General features: G+C 71.7%; 9 protein-coding genes and 1 pseudogene. 2 read left to right on the top strand and 8 right to left on the bottom strand.

Annotation, left to right across the window (positions count from 1 at the left end; translation table 11 throughout):
- Positions 1 to 5 precede the first annotated feature (5 nt).
- Together ACFV0T_RS18720 and ACFV0T_RS18715 are read right to left on the bottom strand one after the other, a co-directional pair.
- Complete coding sequence (locus tag ACFV0T_RS18720) at positions 6 to 9,140, bottom strand: amino acid adenylation domain-containing protein (protein WP_385780194.1); 9,135 nt, start codon at positions 9,138 to 9,140, stop codon at positions 6 to 8.
- A complete protein-coding gene (locus tag ACFV0T_RS18715; RefSeq protein ID WP_385779918.1) occupies positions 9,140 to 13,276 on the bottom strand; it encodes an amino acid adenylation domain-containing protein in 4,137 nt (1,378 codons plus the stop codon). Before ACFV0T_RS18715 ends, ACFV0T_RS18720 begins: the two co-directional genes overlap by 1 nt.
- A 750-nt stretch (positions 13,277 to 14,026) precedes the next feature.
- On the opposite strand from ACFV0T_RS18715, the gene ACFV0T_RS18710 reads away from it, so the two are divergent.
- A complete protein-coding gene (locus ACFV0T_RS18710) occupies positions 14,027 to 14,782 on the top strand; it encodes an aminoglycoside adenylyltransferase family protein (protein ID WP_385779915.1) in 756 nt (251 codons plus the stop codon).
- A 91-nt stretch (positions 14,783 to 14,873) separates the two neighbouring features.
- Positions 14,874 to 15,362, top strand: a pseudogene (locus tag ACFV0T_RS18705) (LysR substrate-binding domain-containing protein); the annotation flags it as partial.
- Between the two features lie 183 nt (positions 15,363 to 15,545).
- Here the strand turns inward: ACFV0T_RS18705 and ACFV0T_RS18700 are convergent.
- The 6 genes from ACFV0T_RS18700 to ACFV0T_RS18675 all read right to left on the bottom strand — a co-directional run bounded on the left by ACFV0T_RS18700 (position 15,546) and on the right by ACFV0T_RS18675 (position 20,752).
- Positions 15,546 to 16,235, bottom strand: a complete 690-nt coding sequence (locus ACFV0T_RS18700) for a DUF899 domain-containing protein (protein ID WP_385779912.1) — start codon at positions 16,233 to 16,235, stop codon at positions 15,546 to 15,548.
- Positions 16,236 to 16,495: 260 nt separating this feature from the next.
- A complete protein-coding gene (locus tag ACFV0T_RS18695) occupies positions 16,496 to 17,518 on the bottom strand; it encodes an NADP-dependent oxidoreductase (protein WP_385779909.1) in 1,023 nt (340 codons plus the stop codon).
- A 90-nt stretch (positions 17,519 to 17,608) separates the two neighbouring features.
- Positions 17,609 to 17,794, bottom strand: coding sequence for a hypothetical protein (locus tag ACFV0T_RS18690; RefSeq protein WP_385779906.1), 186 nt, complete (start codon positions 17,792 to 17,794; stop codon positions 17,609 to 17,611).
- Between the two features lie 333 nt (positions 17,795 to 18,127).
- Positions 18,128 to 18,733: a hypothetical protein gene (locus ACFV0T_RS18685; RefSeq protein ID WP_385779903.1), complete on the bottom strand. Its 606-nt coding sequence runs from the start codon at positions 18,731 to 18,733 to the stop codon at positions 18,128 to 18,130.
- 507 nt (positions 18,734 to 19,240) lie between these two features.
- Positions 19,241 to 20,002: a hypothetical protein gene (locus tag ACFV0T_RS18680; RefSeq protein ID WP_385779900.1), complete on the bottom strand. Its 762-nt coding sequence runs from the start codon at positions 20,000 to 20,002 to the stop codon at positions 19,241 to 19,243.
- 183 nt (positions 20,003 to 20,185) lie between these two features.
- A complete protein-coding gene (locus ACFV0T_RS18675) occupies positions 20,186 to 20,752 on the bottom strand; it encodes an ester cyclase (protein WP_385779897.1) in 567 nt (188 codons plus the stop codon).
- Positions 20,753 to 21,063: the final 311 nt, after the last annotated feature.

Here is a 21,063-nt window from a genome sequence, read left to right as displayed (position 1 = left end):
TCTCCTCAGGCCCTTCCGGCGAACTGGGACAGGGTGGTGTGCGCCTCGGCCGGGGGCAGCGCGAGGGTGGCGGCGATCGGACGGACGTGTGGCTCCGCGACGAGTTCGTAGTGCGTGGCGTCGACGTGGTGGACGCGCGACGGCCGGGGCAGGTGCGCCTCCCACGCGTCCGGCGCGGTCGGCTCCGGGGCCAGGATGCCTTCCTCGACCGGGCGTTCGGCGAGCCACACGGTGGTCGGGGTCCGGTCGAGCCGCGGCAGTCGGTGCTCGGCCATGGCGGCGAGGTTGGTGCGGCAGCAGCGCGCGAGGCGTTCGGCGTAGGCGCGGCCGGACTCCGGGAGCCGTTCAGCGGTGTCGCCGTTCAGCTCTCGGGCGAACACGGCGTCCACCTGTCGTTCGTCGTAGGCGGCGAGCCGCCTGCCCGCGCCGGGTGGTGGCGGGTCGAGGAGGTGCAGCGCGTCGGCGGGGCGGCCGTCGGCCTCGGCGAGAGCGGCCATCGACAGGGCGGTCCAGGCCCCGAACGACCAGCCCGCGAGCCGTAGTCGGCGGTCGGGTTCGGGGAAGGCGGCCCGTAGGGCGTCCAGGTAGTGCGCGGCGCGGTCGGCGATGGACCGGGCCGGCAGCCCGGGATCGCGCAGCCTCGGGTCGGCGATCAGGCAGACCGTCAGCTCGCCGGGCAGGGCGGCCACCAGGGGCCGGTAGGCCTGGATGTCGCCGCCGACCGGGTGGACCAGGCAGAGCACGTCCCGGCCTGTTCCGCGCTGCCAGACCTCGACGTCCACCGCGGCGGACGCCGGTGCGCCGGCCTCGAGGTGGCCGAGGATCTCGGCGAGGCTCACCCGGTGACTCAGGCGGGACAGTTCGACGTCGGTACCGTAGCGGCGTTTCACCTCGTCGAGGAGCTCGAGCAGGGTGAGCGAGTCGGCGCCCAGGTCGTACAGCGCGGCCTGCGGGTCGAGGGCGTCCACGCCCAGGAGGTCGAGCAGGACCTCGTTGAGCCCGACGGCGGGGTCGTCGTGCGCAGGCGCGGGTTGTGGCGCGGAGGCGGGTCGTGGGCCGGAGCCGGCGTCGGGTCGTGGGGCGAGGCCGGGTCGTGGGGCGGGGGCGGCTGGTGTGGCCGCCGTCGATTCGTAGAAGAAGTGCGCCTGGGCGAGGGACGTGGTGTTGACCAGCAGATGGGGCAACTGCATGCGCAGGGCCTGTTCGAACACCGCCACGCCGTCCTCGGGAGTGAGCGCCACCGCCAGATGGTGCTGGTGGCGGACGTCCGCGCTCAGCACACGCTGAGCCATGCCCACCTCGCGCCAGGCGTCCCAGCCGATGGTCATCCGCACGGTGGCGTCCTCGCCGGCGGGGGGCGCGTAGTGGGCGTAGGCGTCCAGGCAGGCGTTGGCGGCTGCGTAGTCGAACTGTCCGACTCCGCCGTAGCCGGCCGCCATGGACGAGCAGTAGGCCGCGTAGTCGGGATCGTGCTCGGCGATGAGCCGCTCCACGAGCAGGGCGCCGCGCAGTTTGGCCGTCGTCGCGTGGCGGGCCGTTTCGGGGTCGCGGTGGGCGAGGAGTCCGCCGGCGGGGGTGCCCACGGCGTGCACGATGCCGGCGAGACCGTCGAGGTGCGGGGCCAGCCGGTCCGCGACCCTGTCCAGGTCGTCGGTGGCCAGGTCGGCCGTCACGAGCGTGACACGGTCCGGGTGTGCTCCTGGCAGGGCCGGTGTTTCCGTTCCGCGGGCGAGGAGGACCACGCGGTTGCCGGGGTGCTCCAGGAGGCTGGCGGCCAGGGTGCCGCCGATGCCGCCGGTACCGCCGAGCACCAGGTGGGTTCCGGGGGCCGCCGACCGTACGGCGTCCGGCGGGGTTTCGGGGGCGGATACGGGCTGGACGGTCCGGTGCCACCAGAAGCCGTCGCGCAGCGCGGTCGCCGGTTCGGCGAGGGTGTCGTCGAGGAGCAGGTCGGGCAGGTGTGCGGCCCAGTGGGCGGGGCGGGGACCCGGCAGGTCGGCCCAGCGCAGGGGCACGCCCAGTTCCTGCCGGGGAACGTGGAGGGCGGCGCCCAGCAGCCCGGCGGCAGGAGTACGGACGGCACCGGTGACCGGCTGAGCTCCATGGGACAGCAGCCATGCGCGTGGCCGGTCCGTCTCCGGGATGTCGGACAGGGCACGGGCGAGGGCGGCGACCGTGTCGAGGCAGGCCCACTGGGCCGTCTCCAGAGCGTCTTCGTCGACGCTGTCGTCCAAGGCCAGCGGCAGCGCGTGCAGCCAGTCGACACCTGATCGGCCGTCCCGGGCGACCTGGTCCATCAGGGTGGCGAGTTGCCCCGAGTCGGCGGGGTCGGCCTCGTAGCGGTCCTCGTCCCGACGGGTGAAAGTCGTTCCCGCGCGAACGGTCACCACGCGGGCGTAGTGGCGCTCCAGGAACCGCCACGACTCGGCGTCCGCGTCCGGTGCGGCGACCACCACGGCGGTGCGCCGGGGCTCATGGCCGCCGGTGCGGGCCCGGCGCAGCCGAGTCCACACCGGCTGGTGCAGCCACTGGCCGGCGGGCAGTCGCCGGGGGACCGGTTCGCCGGCCGACCCTACGGCCTCGGCCCGACCGGGTGCGCGGGGGAAGTCGTACTCCGCCGTGTCGAAGGCGGGCGGCGGGAAGTCCCAGGGTGCGGGAGCGGGCCCGTCGGGCCACACGAGGGTGTCGCCGGCCGTCCAGGCCCGCGCGAGTGCGCCCGGGTCGCGGCCGTGCGCAGGCGGGCGCTTCGCCGGGTGCGGTGCCGTGACCTCGAGGAGCGCTTCGAGCCAGGCGACGGCGGAGTCGACGTCCGGGCAGAACGCGGCCGCGCGATGGCCGAGTGCCGGCCGTCCCGCCTGGAGATGGCGCAGGACCTGCGGGTAGGCGGTGGGATGGGCTCTCAGGTAGGCGGCGATACGGCGTGCGTCCGCATGGACCGCGGCCGCGGAGCTGCCGGACAGCACCAGGCACGGCACCGGCTCGGCAGCGGCGGGGCCGGGCGGCGGCTCCGGGTGCTCGAGCAGCAGGTGGGCGTTGGTTCCGCCGATACCGAAGCTGCTCACGGCGGCCACTCTCGGCGCGCCGTGCGGCCAGGGTTCGGCCGCGACCGGTATACGGAACGGCCCGTCCTCGATCTCGGGGTTGAGCCGGTCGAAGTCCGCGGTGGGCGGGATGATCCCGTGGTGCACGGCGAGCACGGCTCGCACCAGGCCGACGACGCCCGCGGCGGCGCCCAGGTGGCCGATCTGGCTCTTCACGGAGGACAGCGCCACGCGCGCGTCGTCCGCCAGGCCGTACGCCTGCCGCAGGGCGGCGGCCTCCACCGGGTCCCCGAGCCGGGTGCCGGTGCCGTGGGCCTCGACATACGCGAGGTCGGTGCCCTCGCGGCCGCTGCGGCTCAGGGCCGCCCGGATCGCGGCCCGTTGCCCGGCGAGCGCGGGGGCGCTGTAACTGAGCTTGTCGGAGCCGTCGTTGTTCAGGCCCGAGCCCGTGATGACGGCGTACACGGTGTCGCCGTCCCGGCGGGCGGCGGCGAGCGGCTTGAGGACGACCACGCCGGTGCCGCTGGCCCCGACGGTGCCCGCGGCGTCCGCGCTGAAGGGCCGGCAGTGGCCGTCCGGGGAGAAGATGTGCTGCGGGCGGTAGGTGTAGCCGTCGGTCAGTGCGGTGTCGACGAGGACGCCGCCGACGAGCATCACGTCGGCGTCGCCCTGGCGCAGCATCCCGGCGGCGACGTGCACACCGGCGAGCGAACTGGAGCACGCGGACTGGACCGTGAGAGCGGGGCCGGTGAGTCCGAGGTGGTAGGCGGCCTTGGTGGCGAGGAAGTCCTTCTCGTGGTGCAGGGCCAGCCGGAAGGCGTCGGGCAGGGCGTCCGGGTCCCCCTCGCGCAGCATGTGCTGGAAGTAGGTGTTCTCTCCGCAGGAGGCGACGAGTCCGACCCGGTGGGCCGCCGGGTCGCCGAGCCCGGCGTGGGCGAGCGCCTCGACGCAGTTCATCAGCAGGTGGCGTTGCTGGGGATCCATCAGCCGCGCCTCCTGCGGGCTGATCGTGAAGCGGCCGGGGTCGAAGGCGAGCAGGCCGTCCATCTGGCTGCGCGCGCCGACCCGGTCGTCGCCGGTGGCGAAGTGCTCGATGCCGCGCCGGCCGGTGGTGACCAGGTCCCAGAAGGCGGCGAGGTCGCGGGCACCCGGAAGGCGTACGGCCATGCCGATGACGGCGACGGGCTCCTCGGTCCGCTCCCCGGAGGTCTCCCGGGCCGGCCGGTCGTCTTCGTCACCGGTCTCGAGCAGGCGGGCCAGGGCGCGCGGGGTGACGTGCTCGAACAAGTCCGGTACGCCGAACGGGAGATCGCCCTCTCCGGCGCAGCGCAGGTGGAAGCGCATCAGGTCCAGGCTGGTGGCCCCGGCGTCGAAGAACCTCTGGTCCACGGCGACCGGCTTGCCGGTCACGCTCTCGAAGAGGTCGGTCAGCCGTTGTTCGAGCGGCGTGAGAGCTGCGGACGTGTGACCCGACGGGCGCAGTTCGTGGCCGGGGGCGGTGAGGGCCGCCCGCCGGTCCAGCTTGCCGCTGGGGGTGCGCGGCAGGTGTGCCAGGCGACGGAAGCGGCTGACGCGCACGTAGGCGGGCAGCAGACGGGCGAGGTGGCCGGTGAGTTCCGCGGGGTCGGGGTCCTCGCCCCGGCACTGGAGGGCGGCCACGAGTCGGCCGTCGTGGACCAGCGCGACCGCGTTGGCCACGCCGGGGTACTCCAGCAGCGCGGCCTCGACCTGCCCCAACTCCAGTCGGTGGCCGCCGAGTTTGACCTGGCTGTCGTCGCGGCCCGCGTAGTGCAGCAGGCCGTGCCGGTCGAAGCGGGCCCGGTCACCGGTGCGGTAGAGGACCCCGAGGTCGGGGTCGTCGAGGAACCGGTCGCGGTGCGCGGCGGCGGCCGCGCCGAGGTAGCAGCGCCCGGCCATCGGGCCGCCGATCAGCAGGTGCCCGGTGACACCGGGCGGGACGGGCAGGCCGTCCTCGTCGACCACGCGCAGCACGGCGTGCGACACCGGACGCCCGATCGCGGGGCGCGACGGCCAGGCGGCGGGATCCCCTTCGAGACACAGGGCGCTGACGACGTGGGTCTCGGTGGGGCCGTAGTGGTTGAACAGGCGCGCGTCCGGCAGGCCGGCGAACCACCTGCGGATCGCGTCGGTGCACACCAACTGCTCGCCGGCCGTCACCACTTCGCGTAGCCGGGACGGGAAGTGTCCCGTACGCACACCGTGTTCGGCGAGCAGTTGCAGGGCCACGTACGGCAGGAAGATCCGTTCCGCTCCCCCGGTCTCCAACTGGTCCAGCAAGGCCGGGACGTCCTGCCGCCAGGCGGGGTTCACCAGGCGCAGCAGACCGCCGGAGCACAGGGTGGTGAGGATCTCCTGGAAGGAGACGTCGAAGGACAGCATGGAGAACTGCTGGGTGACGGCCGTCCGTTCGAGGCCGCCCTCGGTACGTTGCCAGGACAGCAGGTTGCACAGGGTCCGGTCGGGAACCTGGACGCCTTTGGGGGTGCCGGTGGAGCCGGAGGTGAACAGGGTGTACAGGGGGCGCTGTCCGCGATGCCGGTGCGGCACGGGCGCGGCTCCCGGGGTGTCGGCCAGGGTGACCGGGTGCCGGGGCAGGGACCGGGGCGCGAGGGTGTCGAGAACGCCGAGGTCGGCGGGGGCGACCAGGACACACAGTGGGTCGGCCTGGTCGAGCACGTGACGCAGCAGGGACGGCGGGTAGGCCGGGTCGAGGGGGACGACGGTCAGATTGAGGCGGGCCGCCGCCAGGAGCGCCACGACGTGTTCGGCGGAGGGCTGGAGGTACAGCGCCACCGTCGCCGGCGCGGCGGGGTCCGACGGCACGCGGGCGCGCAGGGCGGAGGCCAGTTCGTTCGCCTGTGCGTCGAGTTCGGCATAGGTGAGGGTGGATGCGCCGTCGGTGACGGCCGGGGCGTCGGGCGTACGGGCCGCCTGTCGGGCGAAGCCCTCGGCGACGGTGGTGAAGCCGGGTTCCAGGACGGAGCCCTTGCCGGTGTCGGGCAGGGACCGGCGGTAGGGGGCTACCAGGTCGCGCAGGGTGACGTCGGCGTCCGTGGTCAGGTGGTCGAGGGCGTGGCGGAAGAGCCGGGCCGCGGCCTCCGCGCGCTCGGCGCCGATGTCGTCCCGGTACTCCCACAGGCAGTCGAAGCCGGACTCGTGCTCGACGACGGACAGGGTCAGGGCGCACTTGGCGCCGAGCGGTTCGGGCCACTCCGCTCGGGTCCGGCAGCCGTCCAGGCGCAGCGTGGAGAACTCGGTGTTCTCCAGGACGAACAGGTAGTCGAACAGCGGGGAGCGCTCGCGGAGCGCCGGGGCCGCGAGGACGTCGGCGAGGGCGACCTCCTGTCCGGCCAGGACGGTGCGCACGGCGTCGGCGTGCTCGGTGAGGTGATCCGCCAGTGAGTCGTGCGGGCGTACGGCGAGGTCGAGCAGGACGGTGTTCGCGAACATGCCGACGGTGTCCGCGAATTCGGGTCGGGGCCGGTTCGCCACGGGGGCGGCGATCAGGGGCCGGTTCTGCCCGGTCACTCCGTACACGCTCGCGGTGAACGCGGACACCAGGAGCTGGAACCTGGTCAGGCCGAGTTCCGCGGCGCGGCGGTCCAACGCGGTGCGGCGGACCAGGTCGAGGGAGGTGCGCAGCAGCCTCGCCCGGGGGCGGTCTGTGCTGTCGGGCGCCGGCAGGGCGGGTGACGGTTCGGCTTCGCGGCCGTAGTGGGACAGCAGGCGCGCGCGGTGGCGCTCGTAGGGCGGGCTGGTGTGCCAGGTCCCTTGCCAGCGGGCGAAGTCGAGGGGCGTGACGGCGGGCACAGGGGTCCGGTCCGCGCCGGTGTAGGCGTCGGTGAGGTCGCGGAAGAGAAGGTTGAGGGACCAGCCGTCCACGGCGACGTGGTGCAGGTGGAGCAGGAGGAGTCCGCCGTCGGGCCGCTCCGTCCAGGCGGCCCGCAGCATCCGGGGGTCGGTGAGGTCGAAGCGGTGTCCGAAGAATCGGTCCGCGGTGTCCTGCCACCGCTCGCCCGATCGCACTTCCAGCCGCTGCCAGGGGTCGTAAGGGTCCTCGGTCCGCTGGAGCAGACCGTTCGGGGTGGGCACCAGGCGGATGCGCAGGGCGGGATGGCGCTCGACCAGCGTGCGGACAGCGCGGTACAGCGCCTGCGGGTCGACGGCTCCCTCGACGTGGAAGACGAGAGGTACGTCGTAGGAGCGGTCCTCGGGGTCGCGCTGGTGCAGGAGCCAGAGGCGTTCCTGCTCGCCGGTGGCCGGTGCGGTCGGGCCGTCGAGCGCGACCGGTACGGGCGGGTGCTCGCCCGCGGCGGAGTCCGGGGCGTGGACGGCGTCCGCGAGGGCGGCGAAGTCGGCCCGCAGCACGCTCTCCTGTGGCAGGTCGACGCCGAAGCGATCGAGGATCTCGAAGCGGAACCGCAGCGCCTTCAGGGAGTCGCCACCACTCGGTATCCAGCGATCGCCGGGACGCAGGCCGGCGACGGCGAGGATCTCCTCGGCGATGTCCAGCACGGGCCGCTGCTCGGCGCTGACCTCCACCTCGTCCTCGTGGCCGCCGCGCCACGGCGTGCCGGCGTCACGCAGCAGGGCCGCCTGGTCGACCTTGCCGTTGGCGGTCAGGGGGAGTTCGTCGACGCGGTAGGTGTGGTGCGGGCGCATGTAGGTCGGCAGTGCGGCCGCGAGGTGACGTTCGTAGGTGTCGAACGGAAGGTCGTCGCCGAGGACGACGAAGGCCAGCAGCTCGTTGTGGTCCGCCGCGTCGCGCCGGGTGCACACGTGGGCCCGGCGGACGGCAGGGTGGGCCAGGAGCTGCCGTTCGACCTCGCCGGGTTCGATACGGAACCCGCGTACCTTGACCTGCCGGTCGGCCCGCCCGACGTAGGTCAGGCGGCCCTCGGCGTCCTGGCGGACCAGGTCACCGGTGCGGTACCAGCGGCTCGGGCGGCCGCTCACGTCAGGCAGTTCGACGAAGCTCCGCGCGGTCTGCTCGGGGAGGTTCCGGTAGCCGCGCGCCAACGCCGGTCCGGACAGCAGCAGTTCGGCCACCTCGCCCGGCTCGGCGGTGTGCCCGTCCTCGGTGCGCGTCAGCAGGCCGGTGCCCGACAGCGCGGTGCCGATGGGGATCGTGTCGCCGGCGAAGTCCCGTGGGATCGGGTGGTACAGGGCGAACGTGGTCGCCTCCGTCGGCCCGTACACGTTGTGCAGAACGGTGTGGGAGGCGGGGTTGGCGTCGTACCAGCGGCGTATCAGGGGGGCGTTGAGCTGTTCGCCGCCGACGAGGACCTGGCCGACGTCGGCGAAGCAGTCGGGCACCTTCTCGACGACCGCGTTGAACAGGGCGACCGTGATGAACATCGTGTCGATACGGCGTTCGCGCAGTACGGCGGCGAGCCGGTGCGGGCTGTGCACCTGGGTGTCGTCGAGCACGACGCAGGAGCCGCCGGTCAGCAGCGGGGCCCACACCTCGAAGCTGAGAGCGTCGAAGGCGGGGTTGGAGAGGCAGGCGTAGCGGGCGCCGGGCCGCAGCTCGACGTAGCCGGGGCGGCCCAGACGCAGGACGCCCGCGTCGGTGACCTCGACGCCCTTGGGGCGGCCGGTGCTGCCGGAGGTGTAGAAGACGAAGCCCGTGCCGGTGTCGCCGTCGGAGGCCGGAGCGTCCCCGGCCGGGCCGATCCGGTCGGCCGGCTCCTCCGGTCTCAGAAGCAGCTCGGCGGCCACCTCGTCCGGGGTGCGCGGGTCGTCGCGGACGACGACGACGGCGTCGGAGTCCACCAGGATGTGTCGCTGCCGTTCGGGCGGACTGAGCCGGTCCAGGGGTACGACGGTGGCTCCGGCGCGGCGGATGCCGAGCAGGACACAGATCAGCCGCCAGGAACGGGGCAGGCCGACGGCGACTGCGTGGCCGGGGCGCACTCCGCTCGCGCGCAGGCGATCGGCCACCCGCCCGCTGAGCAGGTCGAGTTCGGCGTAGTCGAGGGTCCGGGCGCCGTCCTCGACGGCCACCGCGGAGGGCGTCCGGCGGGCCTGGGCCAGGACGGCGTCGGCGAGCGGGCTGAGGGAGACCGGGGGGATCATCATGCTTCCCGTATCGAGGCTGCGACGACGTGGGCGGCGGCCGGCGTGGCCGGTTCGGGTTCGTGGTGCGCCAGTTCGGCGGCGAGCAGGGCACCGACGCGGGCGGCCTCGCCGCCCTCCAGGATCTCCCAGTGGTCGCATTCCAACGTCTCCACCCGGAACTCCCCTTCCGCGCGCCGCCGCCAGAAGTCGCGGACCTCGCTGTGGAAGGGCGTGTCGGTGCCACCGGGAACGGCCTGGACAAGGATGAGCCGGGCCGGGGAGACGGCGGGGAGATGGTCCCGCGCGGTGAGCCGGTTGTGGTTGTAGAGGCGGAAATAGCGTTCGACCTGTGCGTCGTCGATGCCGGGATACATCCCGTTGAACCTCACGAGCTTGTCGCGGAACTCGGCCGCGTCGACGGCAGTGATCGCCATCCGGGCGGAGGCGTCGTCGGTGGCCTGGGTGTCGAGCAGGACGACGCTCACGTCGTGCCGGCCGGCCAGGCTCAGGACGCGCCCCATCTCGTGGGCGACCAGACCGCCGTAGGAGAGCCCGGTGAGGACGAGGGGGCCCTCGCCGAGGGGTTCGAGGAGACGGACGTACGCCTCGGCCATGGCCTCCACGGTGGGCAGGACGTCCTCTCCGGGGTTCACGCCCGGCGACTGGATGCCGTACAGCCCGGCCTGTTCAGGCAGGAAGGCGGCCAGGGGCAAATAGCAGAAGGCGGTGCCGCCGGCGGGGTGGACGCAGACCACCCGGGGGCCCGTGCCCCGGCGGAACTCGATGAGGCTGCCGGGCGCGCGGTGGATTCCGTCCTCGCGCAGCAGTGCGCTGAGCGCCTCGATGGTGGGACACAACATGACCTCGGCGACCGGGAGTTGGCGGCCGAAGGTCTCGCCGACCTCGTGGGCCATCTTGATGGCCGCGAGGGAAGTGCCGCCGATGTCGAAGAAGTTGTCGCTCACGCCGATGTCGGGGTGCAGCAGGACGCGCTGCCAGATGCGGTACAGGGCGTGTTCGACGTGGTCCCGGGGGCTGGCCGTGTTGACCTGGGTGGAGCTCCGCTCCCGCACGAGCCGCAGCAGCTCCCCCCGGTCGACCTTGCCGCTGTGGTTGAGCGGGAGGGACTCCAGGCCGAGGACGACGGCGGGGATCATGTAGTCGGGCAGCCGGCGGGCGAGTACGGTGCGCCAGTCGTCGGCGGTGCGGTCCGGCGCTGTCCCCCTGCCCACCCCGGCCACCAGCCGGGGCTGTCCGGCCGCGTCACGGTCGACGAGGACGACGGCTTCACGGACGCCGGGCAGTGCCATGAACGCCGCCTCGACCTCGGCGGGTTCGATCCGGAAGCCGCGCAGTTTCACCTGGTCGTCGGCGCGGCCCGCGTAGTGGGCCTGGCCGTCCTGCCCCCAGCGGGCGAGATCTCCGGTGCGGTAGACACGTGCGCCGGGCACGAACGGGTCCGGCAGGAAGCGTTCCTTGGTGAGGTCGGGCCGGTTGAGGTAGCCACGGGCCAGGGACGCCCCGCCGAGGTACACCTCTCCCACCACTCCGGGCGGGACGGGCCGCATACGGCCGTCGAGTATGTAGAACCGGGTACCGGGCAGGGGGCGCCCGATGGGACAGGGCCGGTCCAGCGGGCGGGGATCGTAGTAGGCCGTGCTGTACAGGGTGGCCTCGGTGGGGCCGTAGCCGAAGCAGATCCGCAGGCCGGGCAGGTACTGCGTCATACGGTGCAGGGCCGCTTCGGTCAGGGACTCGACTCCGGTCAGCAGCTTGCGCAGTGGCAGGTCACGCAGCCGCTCGGCGGGATCCTCGTCGATCCACTTGACGTAGGCGGGCGGCAGGAACGCCTGGGTCACCCCGTGCTCGCGCATCCACGCCAGCAGGGCGTCCGGGTCGCCGCGCAGTTCCTCGGGAACGATGTGCAGGACACCACCGGTGGTCAGGGGCAGCAGCAGTTCGTGGATCGAGGCGTCGAAGCCGATGCTGGACCAGGCCGAGCCGGCCTCACCCGGGGCGGTACCCATCCGTTCGTGCCAGGCCGCGAAGAGGTTGAGGACGCTGCGGTGCTCGACGGCGACGCCCTTGGGCCGTCCCGTGGACCCTGATGTGAAGATCACGTACGCCGTCCGGTCCGGGCCACGGCCCTCGTCGGCCGGAGGCTGTTCACCCGTCGCGCCTTCGGCCTCCACGGTGCGCAGGTCGAGCCAGTCCCCGGGACGGTCCCCGACGCCGTGGTCGCTCAGCACTACGGGACACACGGCGTCCTCGACCATGGCGGCGAGGCGTTCCTGCGGCTGCCCGGGGTCGAGCGGGAGGTAGACGGCACCCGCCTTGAGGATGCCCAGGATGCCGACGGCCAGGTCGCCGGTGCGGCGCGCGTGCAGCCCCACGACGTCGCCGGGACGCACCGAGCGGGCGACGAGGGCGTGCGCGAGCCGGTTGGCACGGCGCTCGAGCGTGGCGTAGTCGAGCGTCTGGTCCCGGTCGACGACCGCGGTCCGTGTGGGATGTTCGCGGGCCCGCGCCTCGAAGAGGGAGGCGACGCCGTCGGCTGTGCGCAGAGCGGTCGCGGTGGGGTCGGGCGCGGTGGGATGCGGCCCGGTCGAGTGGGCCGCGGTCGAGTGGGCCGCGGTCGGGTCGGTCGCGGTCGGCTGGGCCGCGGTCCGGTCCGGCGCGGTCAGGCCGGTCGCGGTCGGCTGGGCCGCGGTCCGGTCCGGCGCGGTCAGGCCGGTCGCGGTCGGCTGGGCCGCCACCGCCTCTGTCGCGTCGCCCTGGCGGATCAGCCGCAGGCGTTCGTCCGGGTCCATCAGCTCCAGGGCCCGGATGTCACGGTCCTGATGCCGGGCCAGGTCGGTGAGCAGGTGGCGCAGATGGGCCGCCCAGCGTCGGGCGGTGGCGTGGTCGACGAGGGCGGTCGCGTAGTCCAGGTGTCCGGTGATCCGCCCGTGCGACTCGGTCGCCGACAGGGCGAGGTCGAATTTGGCCGGAGCGTGGGCGATCGGGAGCGGCTCGGCCTCGATCCCGGGCAGGCGCAGCAGGTCACGCCGGTCCGGCACCCACGCCAGCATGGTCTGGAACAACGGGGTGTGGGAGGCGCTGCGGGGAGGGTTCACCGCCTCGACGATGCGCTCGAAGGGCAGGTCCTGGTGGGCGAGAGCCTCCCGGACGACGGATCGGGTGCGGGTCAGCGCCTCGGACGCGGTGGGTGAACCGGACAGATCGATGCGCAACGGAAGTGAGTTGACGAGGAACCCGATGAGATCGGCGGCTCCGGGCCCGCGTCGGCCCGTGACCGGGCTTCCGACAACGATGTCCTCCTGGCCGGACAGCCGCGACATCAGAATGGCCCAGCCGGTCAGGACGGCCACGAACAGGGTCGCGCCGTGCTCTCGCGCCAGGCTCCGGAGTGCGGCCGTGACGTCAGCGTCGAGGTCCCACTCGACCCGCCCGCCGCGGTAGTCCTGCTCGGCCGGGCGCGGGCCGTGCGCGGGCAGTTCCAGTACGGGCGGCGCGTCACACAGCGCCCGCTTCCAGTAGTCCTCCTGGGCGGCGAGAGCACCGCCGAGGACGGCCTCACGCTGGGCGTGCGCGTGATCGGCGTACTGCACCGCAAGTTCGGGCAGCGGCTCCCGGCCGCCGTCGAGCGACGCCTCGTACAGGGTCGCCAGTTCCCTCATCATCACGTTCATCGACGCGCCGTCGTAGATGCTGTGGTGGAACGTCAGGAGCAGCACGTGACGCTCGCCGCCCAGGGCCAGCAGCCGCCCGCGGCCGAGCGGGCCGGCCTCCAGGTCGAACGCTCCCTCCGCCTCCTCCAACTGGCGGTACGCCACGCCTGCGTCGGGGTCGGCCTCCGTGGTGAGGTCCTCGAAGGCCAGGGCGAAGCCCGTACCCGGTGGGTCGATGTGCTGGTTCACGACGCCCGTATCGGCCATCAGCCGGGTCCGCAGCGATTCGTGGCGGTCGCTCAACGCGTCGAGCGCACCGGCCAGGGTGGGGCGATCGAGTGGGCCGGTGAGCGCGAAGGCGAGGGTCTCGTTGTACGCGGCGTTCGCGCCGCGGAGTTGGGCCAGGAACCACAGGCGTTGCTGGGCGAAGGACGCGGGCCGGACCGTGGAAGCGGGGGAAACGGGGCGTCGGGTGTGCTGCACCGGCAAGACCTGGCCTTCCTGTCGGGGTGGGAGCGGGGAGGAACTGGGGCGCAGTAAATGGCGGCATCCCAGCGGACACCGTTGAGCAGATAAATCCACACCGGATGCCGGGGGACATATTCCGAGGAAATTGGCGTCAATTCCCTCGTCACATCGTCGCGTTAGTCAGGCGGACTTATCGGGGGCCTGCACGACGCAGATTTGATCATCATTCACAGGCGGAGGGCATGTCAACACTTGACTTTGACCAGCAACTTCGCGTAGACGCGGCGTTCCGCGGAAGCCGCAGAAGGCACGGCTGCACGGTATAGAGAAATCCAGATCAGCACCGTCGGACCGCATTAAATGTCTGGAACTCACACCGCGCAGTCAGACAGTCCGAAGCCGTGCGAAGAATTCGCCCCGGTCACTAAAGCAACTCGCGATCGGCGCGCGGGCAGCCCGCCCGCCTGCCCGTTCGAACGGGCACGTCACCAAGAAGTTACAAGTGTGACTGTATCACTTGACACGTTTCGGTGGAGCGGACACCGGCGGAGGTCTCCCTCCCCCGACGCCCCGCCGGTGGCCGAACCGCCGACGACGGGGGCGGCGTCCGGCGCGCCCAGGCGGGGCTCCTGGGCACCCGATCCGTGGAACGCCGTCCGATCGCGGACCACGCCCCGCCGCCGACCACCGGTGGTGTTGCCTCGCTTCGACCGTGGCCGCATGAACGCCGTGCGGTCCGACCGGCCGATCGGACAGACTGGCGCGATGGATCAGATTCAGGAGACCGTGAAGCTCGTCGGCGGCGTACTGGGCCCAGAGGTCATCGGCACCTACCTCCACGGATCGTCCGTGCTCGGCGGCCTCAGGCCGGCCAGCGACGTGGATGTGCTGGTCGTCTCACGGCGGCGCATGGACGAGGAGGAACGGCGGGCGCTCCTCGGCGGACTGCTCGGGATCTCCGGCTCCCCGAACCAGGCCCGCCCGGTCGAGCTGACCGTGGTCGTCCAGTCCGAGATCCGGCCCTGGCGGTACCCTCCGACCGGCGACTTCCTGTACGGCGAGTGGCTACGCGCCGAGTACGAGGCCGGGGAGGTCCCGAAGCCCGAGCCGATGCCCGATCTGGCCCCGCTGATCACCATGGCGCTGGCCGGGAAGCATCCCCTGGACGGCCCGCCCTTGTCGCAGGTCCTCGATCCCGTCCCGCACGGCGACCTGATCCGGGCCGTGGTCGCAGGCATCCCCGGCCTGCTCGACACCCTGGACGGCGACACCCGCAACGTCCTGCTGACCTTCGCCCGCGTCTGGACCACGCTAGCCACCGGCCGGATCACCACGAAGGACGCGGCCGCCGACTGGGCCCTGGCCAGGCTCCCGCCCGAGCACCGCCCCCCTCTTGAACACGCCAGGCAGCTCTACCTCGACTGCCGCTATTCCGAGGAGAGCTGGAGCGACGAGTTGCGGGCGCGAGTGCGTCCACATGTGGACCGCGTACTCGCCGAGATCGACCGGTTGCGCACCTGAATTCAGGCGACGGACGGGACGCCGCCTGACGCCCTGATCGCCGGTCCAGGTTCGCGCCGGGCCCCTGTCCGTAGCGTCCCGCCGGTCACACGGCTCCATCGACCACGTGGACCCCGAGACCCAGGTCGAAGAGCTGGTCAGCCTCCGCATGATGGCGGCCGTCCGGCCCGGCCACCCCCTCACCGAAGGACCCCTGACCCCGGCCCGGCTCGCTGCCGCCCAGCACGTCGCGGTCAGCCGCCGCGGCCGGTTCAGCGGGCCCCTCGACACCGCCTTGGGCAAGCAGAGCCTCCACCGGCGGGTCAGCGTCGTCCTCGCCAGCCACCTGACCGCCATGACCCTCGCCGCCCGCGGCGACATCGTCTGTCTCGTACCTGCCGCACCCCCCGGCGCGGCCCTCTCGCCCCTCACCGACGACGCCACCGCCCTCGGCCTGCGCCTCCTCGACATCCCCCTGGCCCTGCCACCGCTGAAAATCGGCATGGCCTGGCACCCGAGACACGCAGCCGACGGGGCCCACCACTGGCTCCGCGACGCGATCCGCCGGACTGTTCGCGCACCCGGGATGCCGACGGCGTGATCCGACCGGCCAAGGCGACCTAAGGGCTGTCCCGTAATCCCTGGTGGATCAGCGCGCGGCGTCAGATGCGGTGCATCGCAAGGCAGAGGGTCGTCCGCATACTGGGCGTATGCGGGCGATCCGACAACGCGGCGAGGTGCCGTAGCTGTCGTCGTGCGCCCGCCGGGGATTACGGGACAGCCCTTAGGCGGAGTCCGGGCCGTACGCCGCGGCGATGTCCTTCGCTGCGGACCACCGGCTGTACGTGGGCGACTGCGGCCAACCGTCGGGCGAGTCCTGCCACTCCTCCTGCCGTCCGTACGGCAGCAGGTCGATCAGCGCGAAGGTGTGGCTCAGCTGTTCGGTGCCACGGCCGGTGGTGTGCCAGGTGCGATAGACGGTGTCGCCGTCGCGGAGGAACACGTTGACGGCGAATCCTTCACCGGGCGCCGCGCCCACGTCGGTGCCGAACGGGCTGTTCGCGGTGGAATACCAGGCCATCGTGTTCCCGACCCGGTGCTTGTAGGCGAGCGCCTCCTCGATCGGGCCCTGGGTGACGATGACGAAACGGGCGTCGTAGTTGTCCAGGAACTCCAGCCGGGTGAACTGCGCGGTGTACCCGGTGCAGCCGGAGCACTGCCACTCCTCGCCGGAGAACCACATGTGGTTGTAGACGATCAGCTGCTTCTTGCCCTCGAAGAGGTCGGCGAGCCGAACCGGTCCGTCCGCGCCGTCTAGGACGTACTCGGGCATCCTGACCATCGGCAGACGGCGGCGCTGGGCGGCGATCGCGTCGAGCTCCCGGGTCGCGGCCTTCTCCCGGGTACGTAGCTCGTCGAGCTCACGCTGCCAGGTGTCCGCGTCGACGACGGGCGGTAGTGCGTTGGTGTCCATGATCCCTCACTGATCGTGTGCACGGTCTGCGGTGTGAGGGTGTAGACCCCTCCCGACGCGCGAACTCATCGGCGTGGCCGTGGTCGGCTGTTCCCATCGGAGAATCCATAGCTCTGACATCGGCGCGAGGCCCGCCTCGTGTGGCGCACGTGCCGGTCCAGCACCACGGCACCAGGTCCTGGAGCTCGTCAAGAACCTCGTGGAGCCTCGGGCCGCCATGGAGGAAGTGGGCGCTGCATGGCGGTAACAGCGGCGGCGGCTCAGAGTTTGATGATCATCTTGCCGGTGTTGTCGCCGCGCAACACTCCGAGAAAGGCGTCCAGAGTGTTCTCGACTCCTTCGACGACCGTCTCGCGGTACTTGAGCTCTCCCGAGCGCACCCAGGCGCCGACCTCCTCGAAGAACCGGGGCTGTAGGTCGTAGTGGTCCCGGACCAGAAACCCCTCCATGCGGCCACGGGTCTGGATCAGCCGGACCAGGTTGCGCGGGCCCGGTGCGGGCTCGGTGTCGTTGTACGCGGAGATCATTCCGCAGATCGCGATGCGGCCCTTCAGGTTGAGCGAGCCCAGGGCGGCCTCGAGATGATCGCCGCCGACGTTGTCGAAGTACACGTCGATGCCGTCGGGGGCGGCGGCCCTCAACTGATCGGACACCGGGCCGTTCTTGTAGTTGAACGCCGCGTCGAAGCCGTACTCGTCCAGCAGCAGGGAGACCTTCTCGTCGGACCCGGCGGAGCCGATCACGCGTGCGGCGCCCTTGAGTCTGGCGATCTGCCCGACCTGGCTGCCGACCGCGCCGGCCGCACCGGACACGAAGACGATGTCGCCCTCCTGGAACGAGGCGGTGCGCAGCAGACACGCGTAGGCGGTGAGACCTGTCATGCCGAGCACTCCGAGATACGCGGGCAGGGGTGCGGCCCCGGGATCGACCTCGACGCACTGCTCGCCGTCGACGGCGGCGTACTCACGCCAGCCGCTGGAGTGCAGCACATGGTCGCCGACGGCGATGCCCTCGGCACGGGAGAAGACCACCTCGCCGACGGCGCCACCTTGCATGGGCTCGTTCAGTTCGAAGGGCGCCGAGTACGACTTGGCCGCGCTCATCCGCCCGCGCATGTACGGGTCCACGGAGAGGTACGCGTTGCGGACGAGTACCTGGCCCTCTCCGGGCTCGGGCAACTCGGCCTCGACGAGGGCGAAATCCTGGGGAACGGGCCAGCCCTCGGGGCGGCTGAGCAGATGCCACTCGCGACTGGTCACGGGGAAGGTGAATGTGTCGGACACGGATGCCCTCCTGGGCGCGGGATTGTCGGATTCTGCGACGGAGTGAGACCGGGCGGGGGCCTCGCGCGAACGGACCGCATCGGCCGTCGCTCAGGGCCACCTCCACGTCACGGACGTCGTGGGAATGGGCTGTCCCGCGTCGAGTTCGCCGTCGGGAACGACTTTGGTGAGGACGTCGTCGCCCAGGCGGAGGTCCTGTCCGGCGCCTGTGACGAGAAGCACGCGCGCCGCGCCGGCAGCCACGTCGTCCTCGGCCCGCTCCAGTACCTCCCGCATCTGGAAATCGATGCGATATTCGACGTTACGTAGGCAGGGTGGGACGGGCAACTCGACCGGACGCGTCCGCGCGAAAGCCGCTGCACAGCCCTGTCCGGGCGTCGTGAACGGCAGCAGGCACGCACGTCGTCGCCTCGACGGGCCAGGGACCGAATCCTGCACGAGGCCGTCAGACGTCAGTGCGCGTGGCGGGGTGCGGACCGGTGCCAGAGACGAGCTGCGCCAAGGCGCCGGTAGTGGCAACGCTTCAGCGCCCCTCAGCAGTGGCAACGCTTCGAGGCGCCCGCAGACCAAGGACCCCTGGACCTGGTGGGGCCATTCCCGACCGCATCCTCAGGGTCGTAGACCCGCCCGCCTCAGTGTGATCTCGGACAACGCGTCGATGACCTGCTGGTCTCCTCGGCGCCAGGCGTCGGCAAGGCCACCGGGAGGGGTGGGGATCGCGGCCAGAGCGCGCTGCGGGCCGGTGAGGGCGCGCAGAGCGAGCAGATCGGCGCCTCCGTCGGCGTCGAGCAGACGTCGGGTGGTGGCGCTGCGCCGGATCCAGCGCAGGCGCGGGGGGAGCCACAACAGCAGCACGAAGGCCACCGGGAGGACGATCAGGGCGACCGCGGTCAAGGTGGCGACCTGGCCCACGGTGTCCTGCAGCGACTGTCCGGCATCGGAGAGGCTGGTGCCGGCGTCGGCGGCGGACTTGAGCGGCTTCTTCAGGGAATCCCCGACGAACGGCACTTTCGCGGCCGCGTCGCCGGCGTCGCCGAGACCGTCGGCAAGGGTGTCGCCCGCACTTTGCGCCTTCCGTCCGGGCTCGGCCAGCAGCAGGATCACGTCACGAACGGCCAGGGCGAACTTCACCGCGGCCGCGATCAGGACGACGGCGATCAGGTCCGCGACCACCTGACGGGTCCGACGCGCTGAAGTCTGGGCATAAAGTCGCATTGACGCTCCTCTTCCGGCGATGACATCGATGGTGGACCGGCTTCAGCCAGGTGAGGTGTGGCGGTCGCGAGCGCGAGGCTCAGCCGACCCGCGACCGCGCGTGCGTCTCAAGGCGGATTCGAGGCACGAGTCGTCGCACCCGAGAGCCGGAGCGGTGGGCGGTCTCGCATCGGACACCGATTGACGGTCCCAGGAGTGCTCGGAAGGGCTCCTCGAATCATGGTGACATCCCGTCAACGTGGCAAGAAGCGCAACGACCGAGAGCGTAACCCGTCGGCGCCGAGCGAAAAATGATTCCGGATCACTTTCCGTGCTGGAAGCACGGAAAGCCGTGGCCACGACCGCGATCACGAACGGCCTCGCGCCGCGAGGTGGACCTCCACCCCCTGTGGAGGGGCCGAAGTCGGCGCTGCCGAACATCGGCCGCGCGAGCGACCACCGCGCGCTTCACCGCGCACCAGCACTCACCGCGCACCAGGACCCCGAAGCCGCGTCGGACAGTGTCCTCTACGGGCCGACCTGTCCGAGCCTCAGGTCGCGGTGGAGGAACCACGCCGTACCCGCGACGACCGCCCCGCAGACCGTGGGCACGAGGAGCCACGGAAGGCCCGTCCACACGGTGCACAGGCCCACGACGACGCAACTGGCACCCGTGACGAAGAGCAGCCACTTGCCGTATGGGTGCCAGGTGAAGAGTCCGAGGTCGCGCGGCCTGGCCAGTCGTATCGCACCGAACATCAGCGCCAGCGCCGCCACCAGCCCCACGAACGTGCCGACGGCGGCCGTCATCTGAAGTTCGTCGCGAGGCGTGTCGGCGGAATTCTGCCGGACGTCCCCCTCGGCGACCACCACGACCACGCCGCGCCAGACGGTACCGGTGACCCGGTCGCCTCGCTCGAGCCCGTCCAGCACCGGCCCCGGGTCGCCGAACGACACGACCATCCTCGAAAAGGGCTCGGGGCCGAGCAGGGTCGCCCGCATGTTCTTGCGCGCTTTCCGGGTGCCCTCCACTGTGAAGGAGACCTTGCGCAGGCAGTCCTCCGCACGTGGTACGACCGTGCGGGCGGAACACACGTCGGCCGCCTTGTACTCCCGGTACCGGGTGCGATCGGCAGGAAGCCAGGTGGCGAAGACGGCGTAGGAAGTCAGCGCTGCGGCAAGGGACAACATGATCAGCGCCGCACCCACGAGCCGGTTCCGGCCGGCCCTCGGCGAGTGCGGCGAATGTCCGTCGGCCCCCTGGCCAGTGCCGCTTCTCATCAGCTTCATCGCTCGTCTCCCCCGCCGCACCCACCGAAATCCGACGCACAAGTCTCATGCAGCCACGATCAATCAGGCAAGGAGAGCGACCGGCAGTCAGAAATCACTCGTCCCTGCCGTACCTGGGCAACGTGATCGTCGGCCCCTCTTCGGCGCCTGGCGCCGTAAGGCTCGTGCGGGTGGGACGAGAGTTCACGCAGAGGGCGTCTGCGGCAACGCGGCGGCTGCCTGAGCCGCCTGCGTCGTCACCTCGGCGGCAGCCCGCGCGGCCCGTCCGCTGACCCGCCACGTGACCATGCGCATCATGGCGGCCGGCGTCGGGGGGAAGACGCCCAACTGGCCGAGCATCGTGACGTCGTCGCGAACCGCCTCGTGCCCGATCACCTTTCCGTCACGCAGGTCGAGCACATGGATCTGCTCGAAGTCGATCTCCCGTCCCGTGGGAGGTACAACCTGGTCGACGGCACTGTCCTTGAAAAGGACGAAAGCACCGCTGTGGCGCCCTTGCATACGAAGCCGCACCCACACCTGATCGGCGTTGTGGATGGTTTCCACGAAGGGCAGCCGCAGACCGTCGAACGCGGACCTCATCCACGCACTCGACGCCAGAACGCCGGCCGGCCCGGAGATCCGGCAGGCCGGAGGCGCTACGGCTGCCTCGCGGTTACGAAACTCCTCGTGCACCACTTCAGCAGCCAGAGCGGGATCCCCTGTCTCGAGGACTCGGAAGAGTCCGACGGCAAGGTCCGTGGCGGTCATTCCCATGGTGTGCATGCCTTCCAGTCACTATTTGTCGCGTGCCCGCCGAATCCTAACTACTTGACGCGTCAAGTTCACATCGACAATCGGCGCTCTCCTGGACGTCACCTCGCCACCACGGCGGCACACCCGCCGAAAGCGCCGGACGGGCCACTCGACCTCCCCCGCCCCGCATCCGTCTGCGAGAGGCCTGCAACCTCCACCCCATCACGGGAGTCTTAGACACCGTTTCTTATGGCGTGATCGTTCGTTGAGCCGTGCATGACGGATCTGGTTGAGCGGCTGGTGCCGGATGAGTTGTGGGTGGTGTT

Origin of the sequence: Streptomyces sp. NPDC059582, from assembly GCF_042735715.1 — a bacterium.
Lineage (GTDB): Bacteria > Actinomycetota > Actinomycetes > Streptomycetales > Streptomycetaceae > Streptomyces.
The sequence above is the reverse complement of the archived record's forward strand: the minus strand, read 5'-3'. Positions and strand labels throughout refer to the sequence as shown.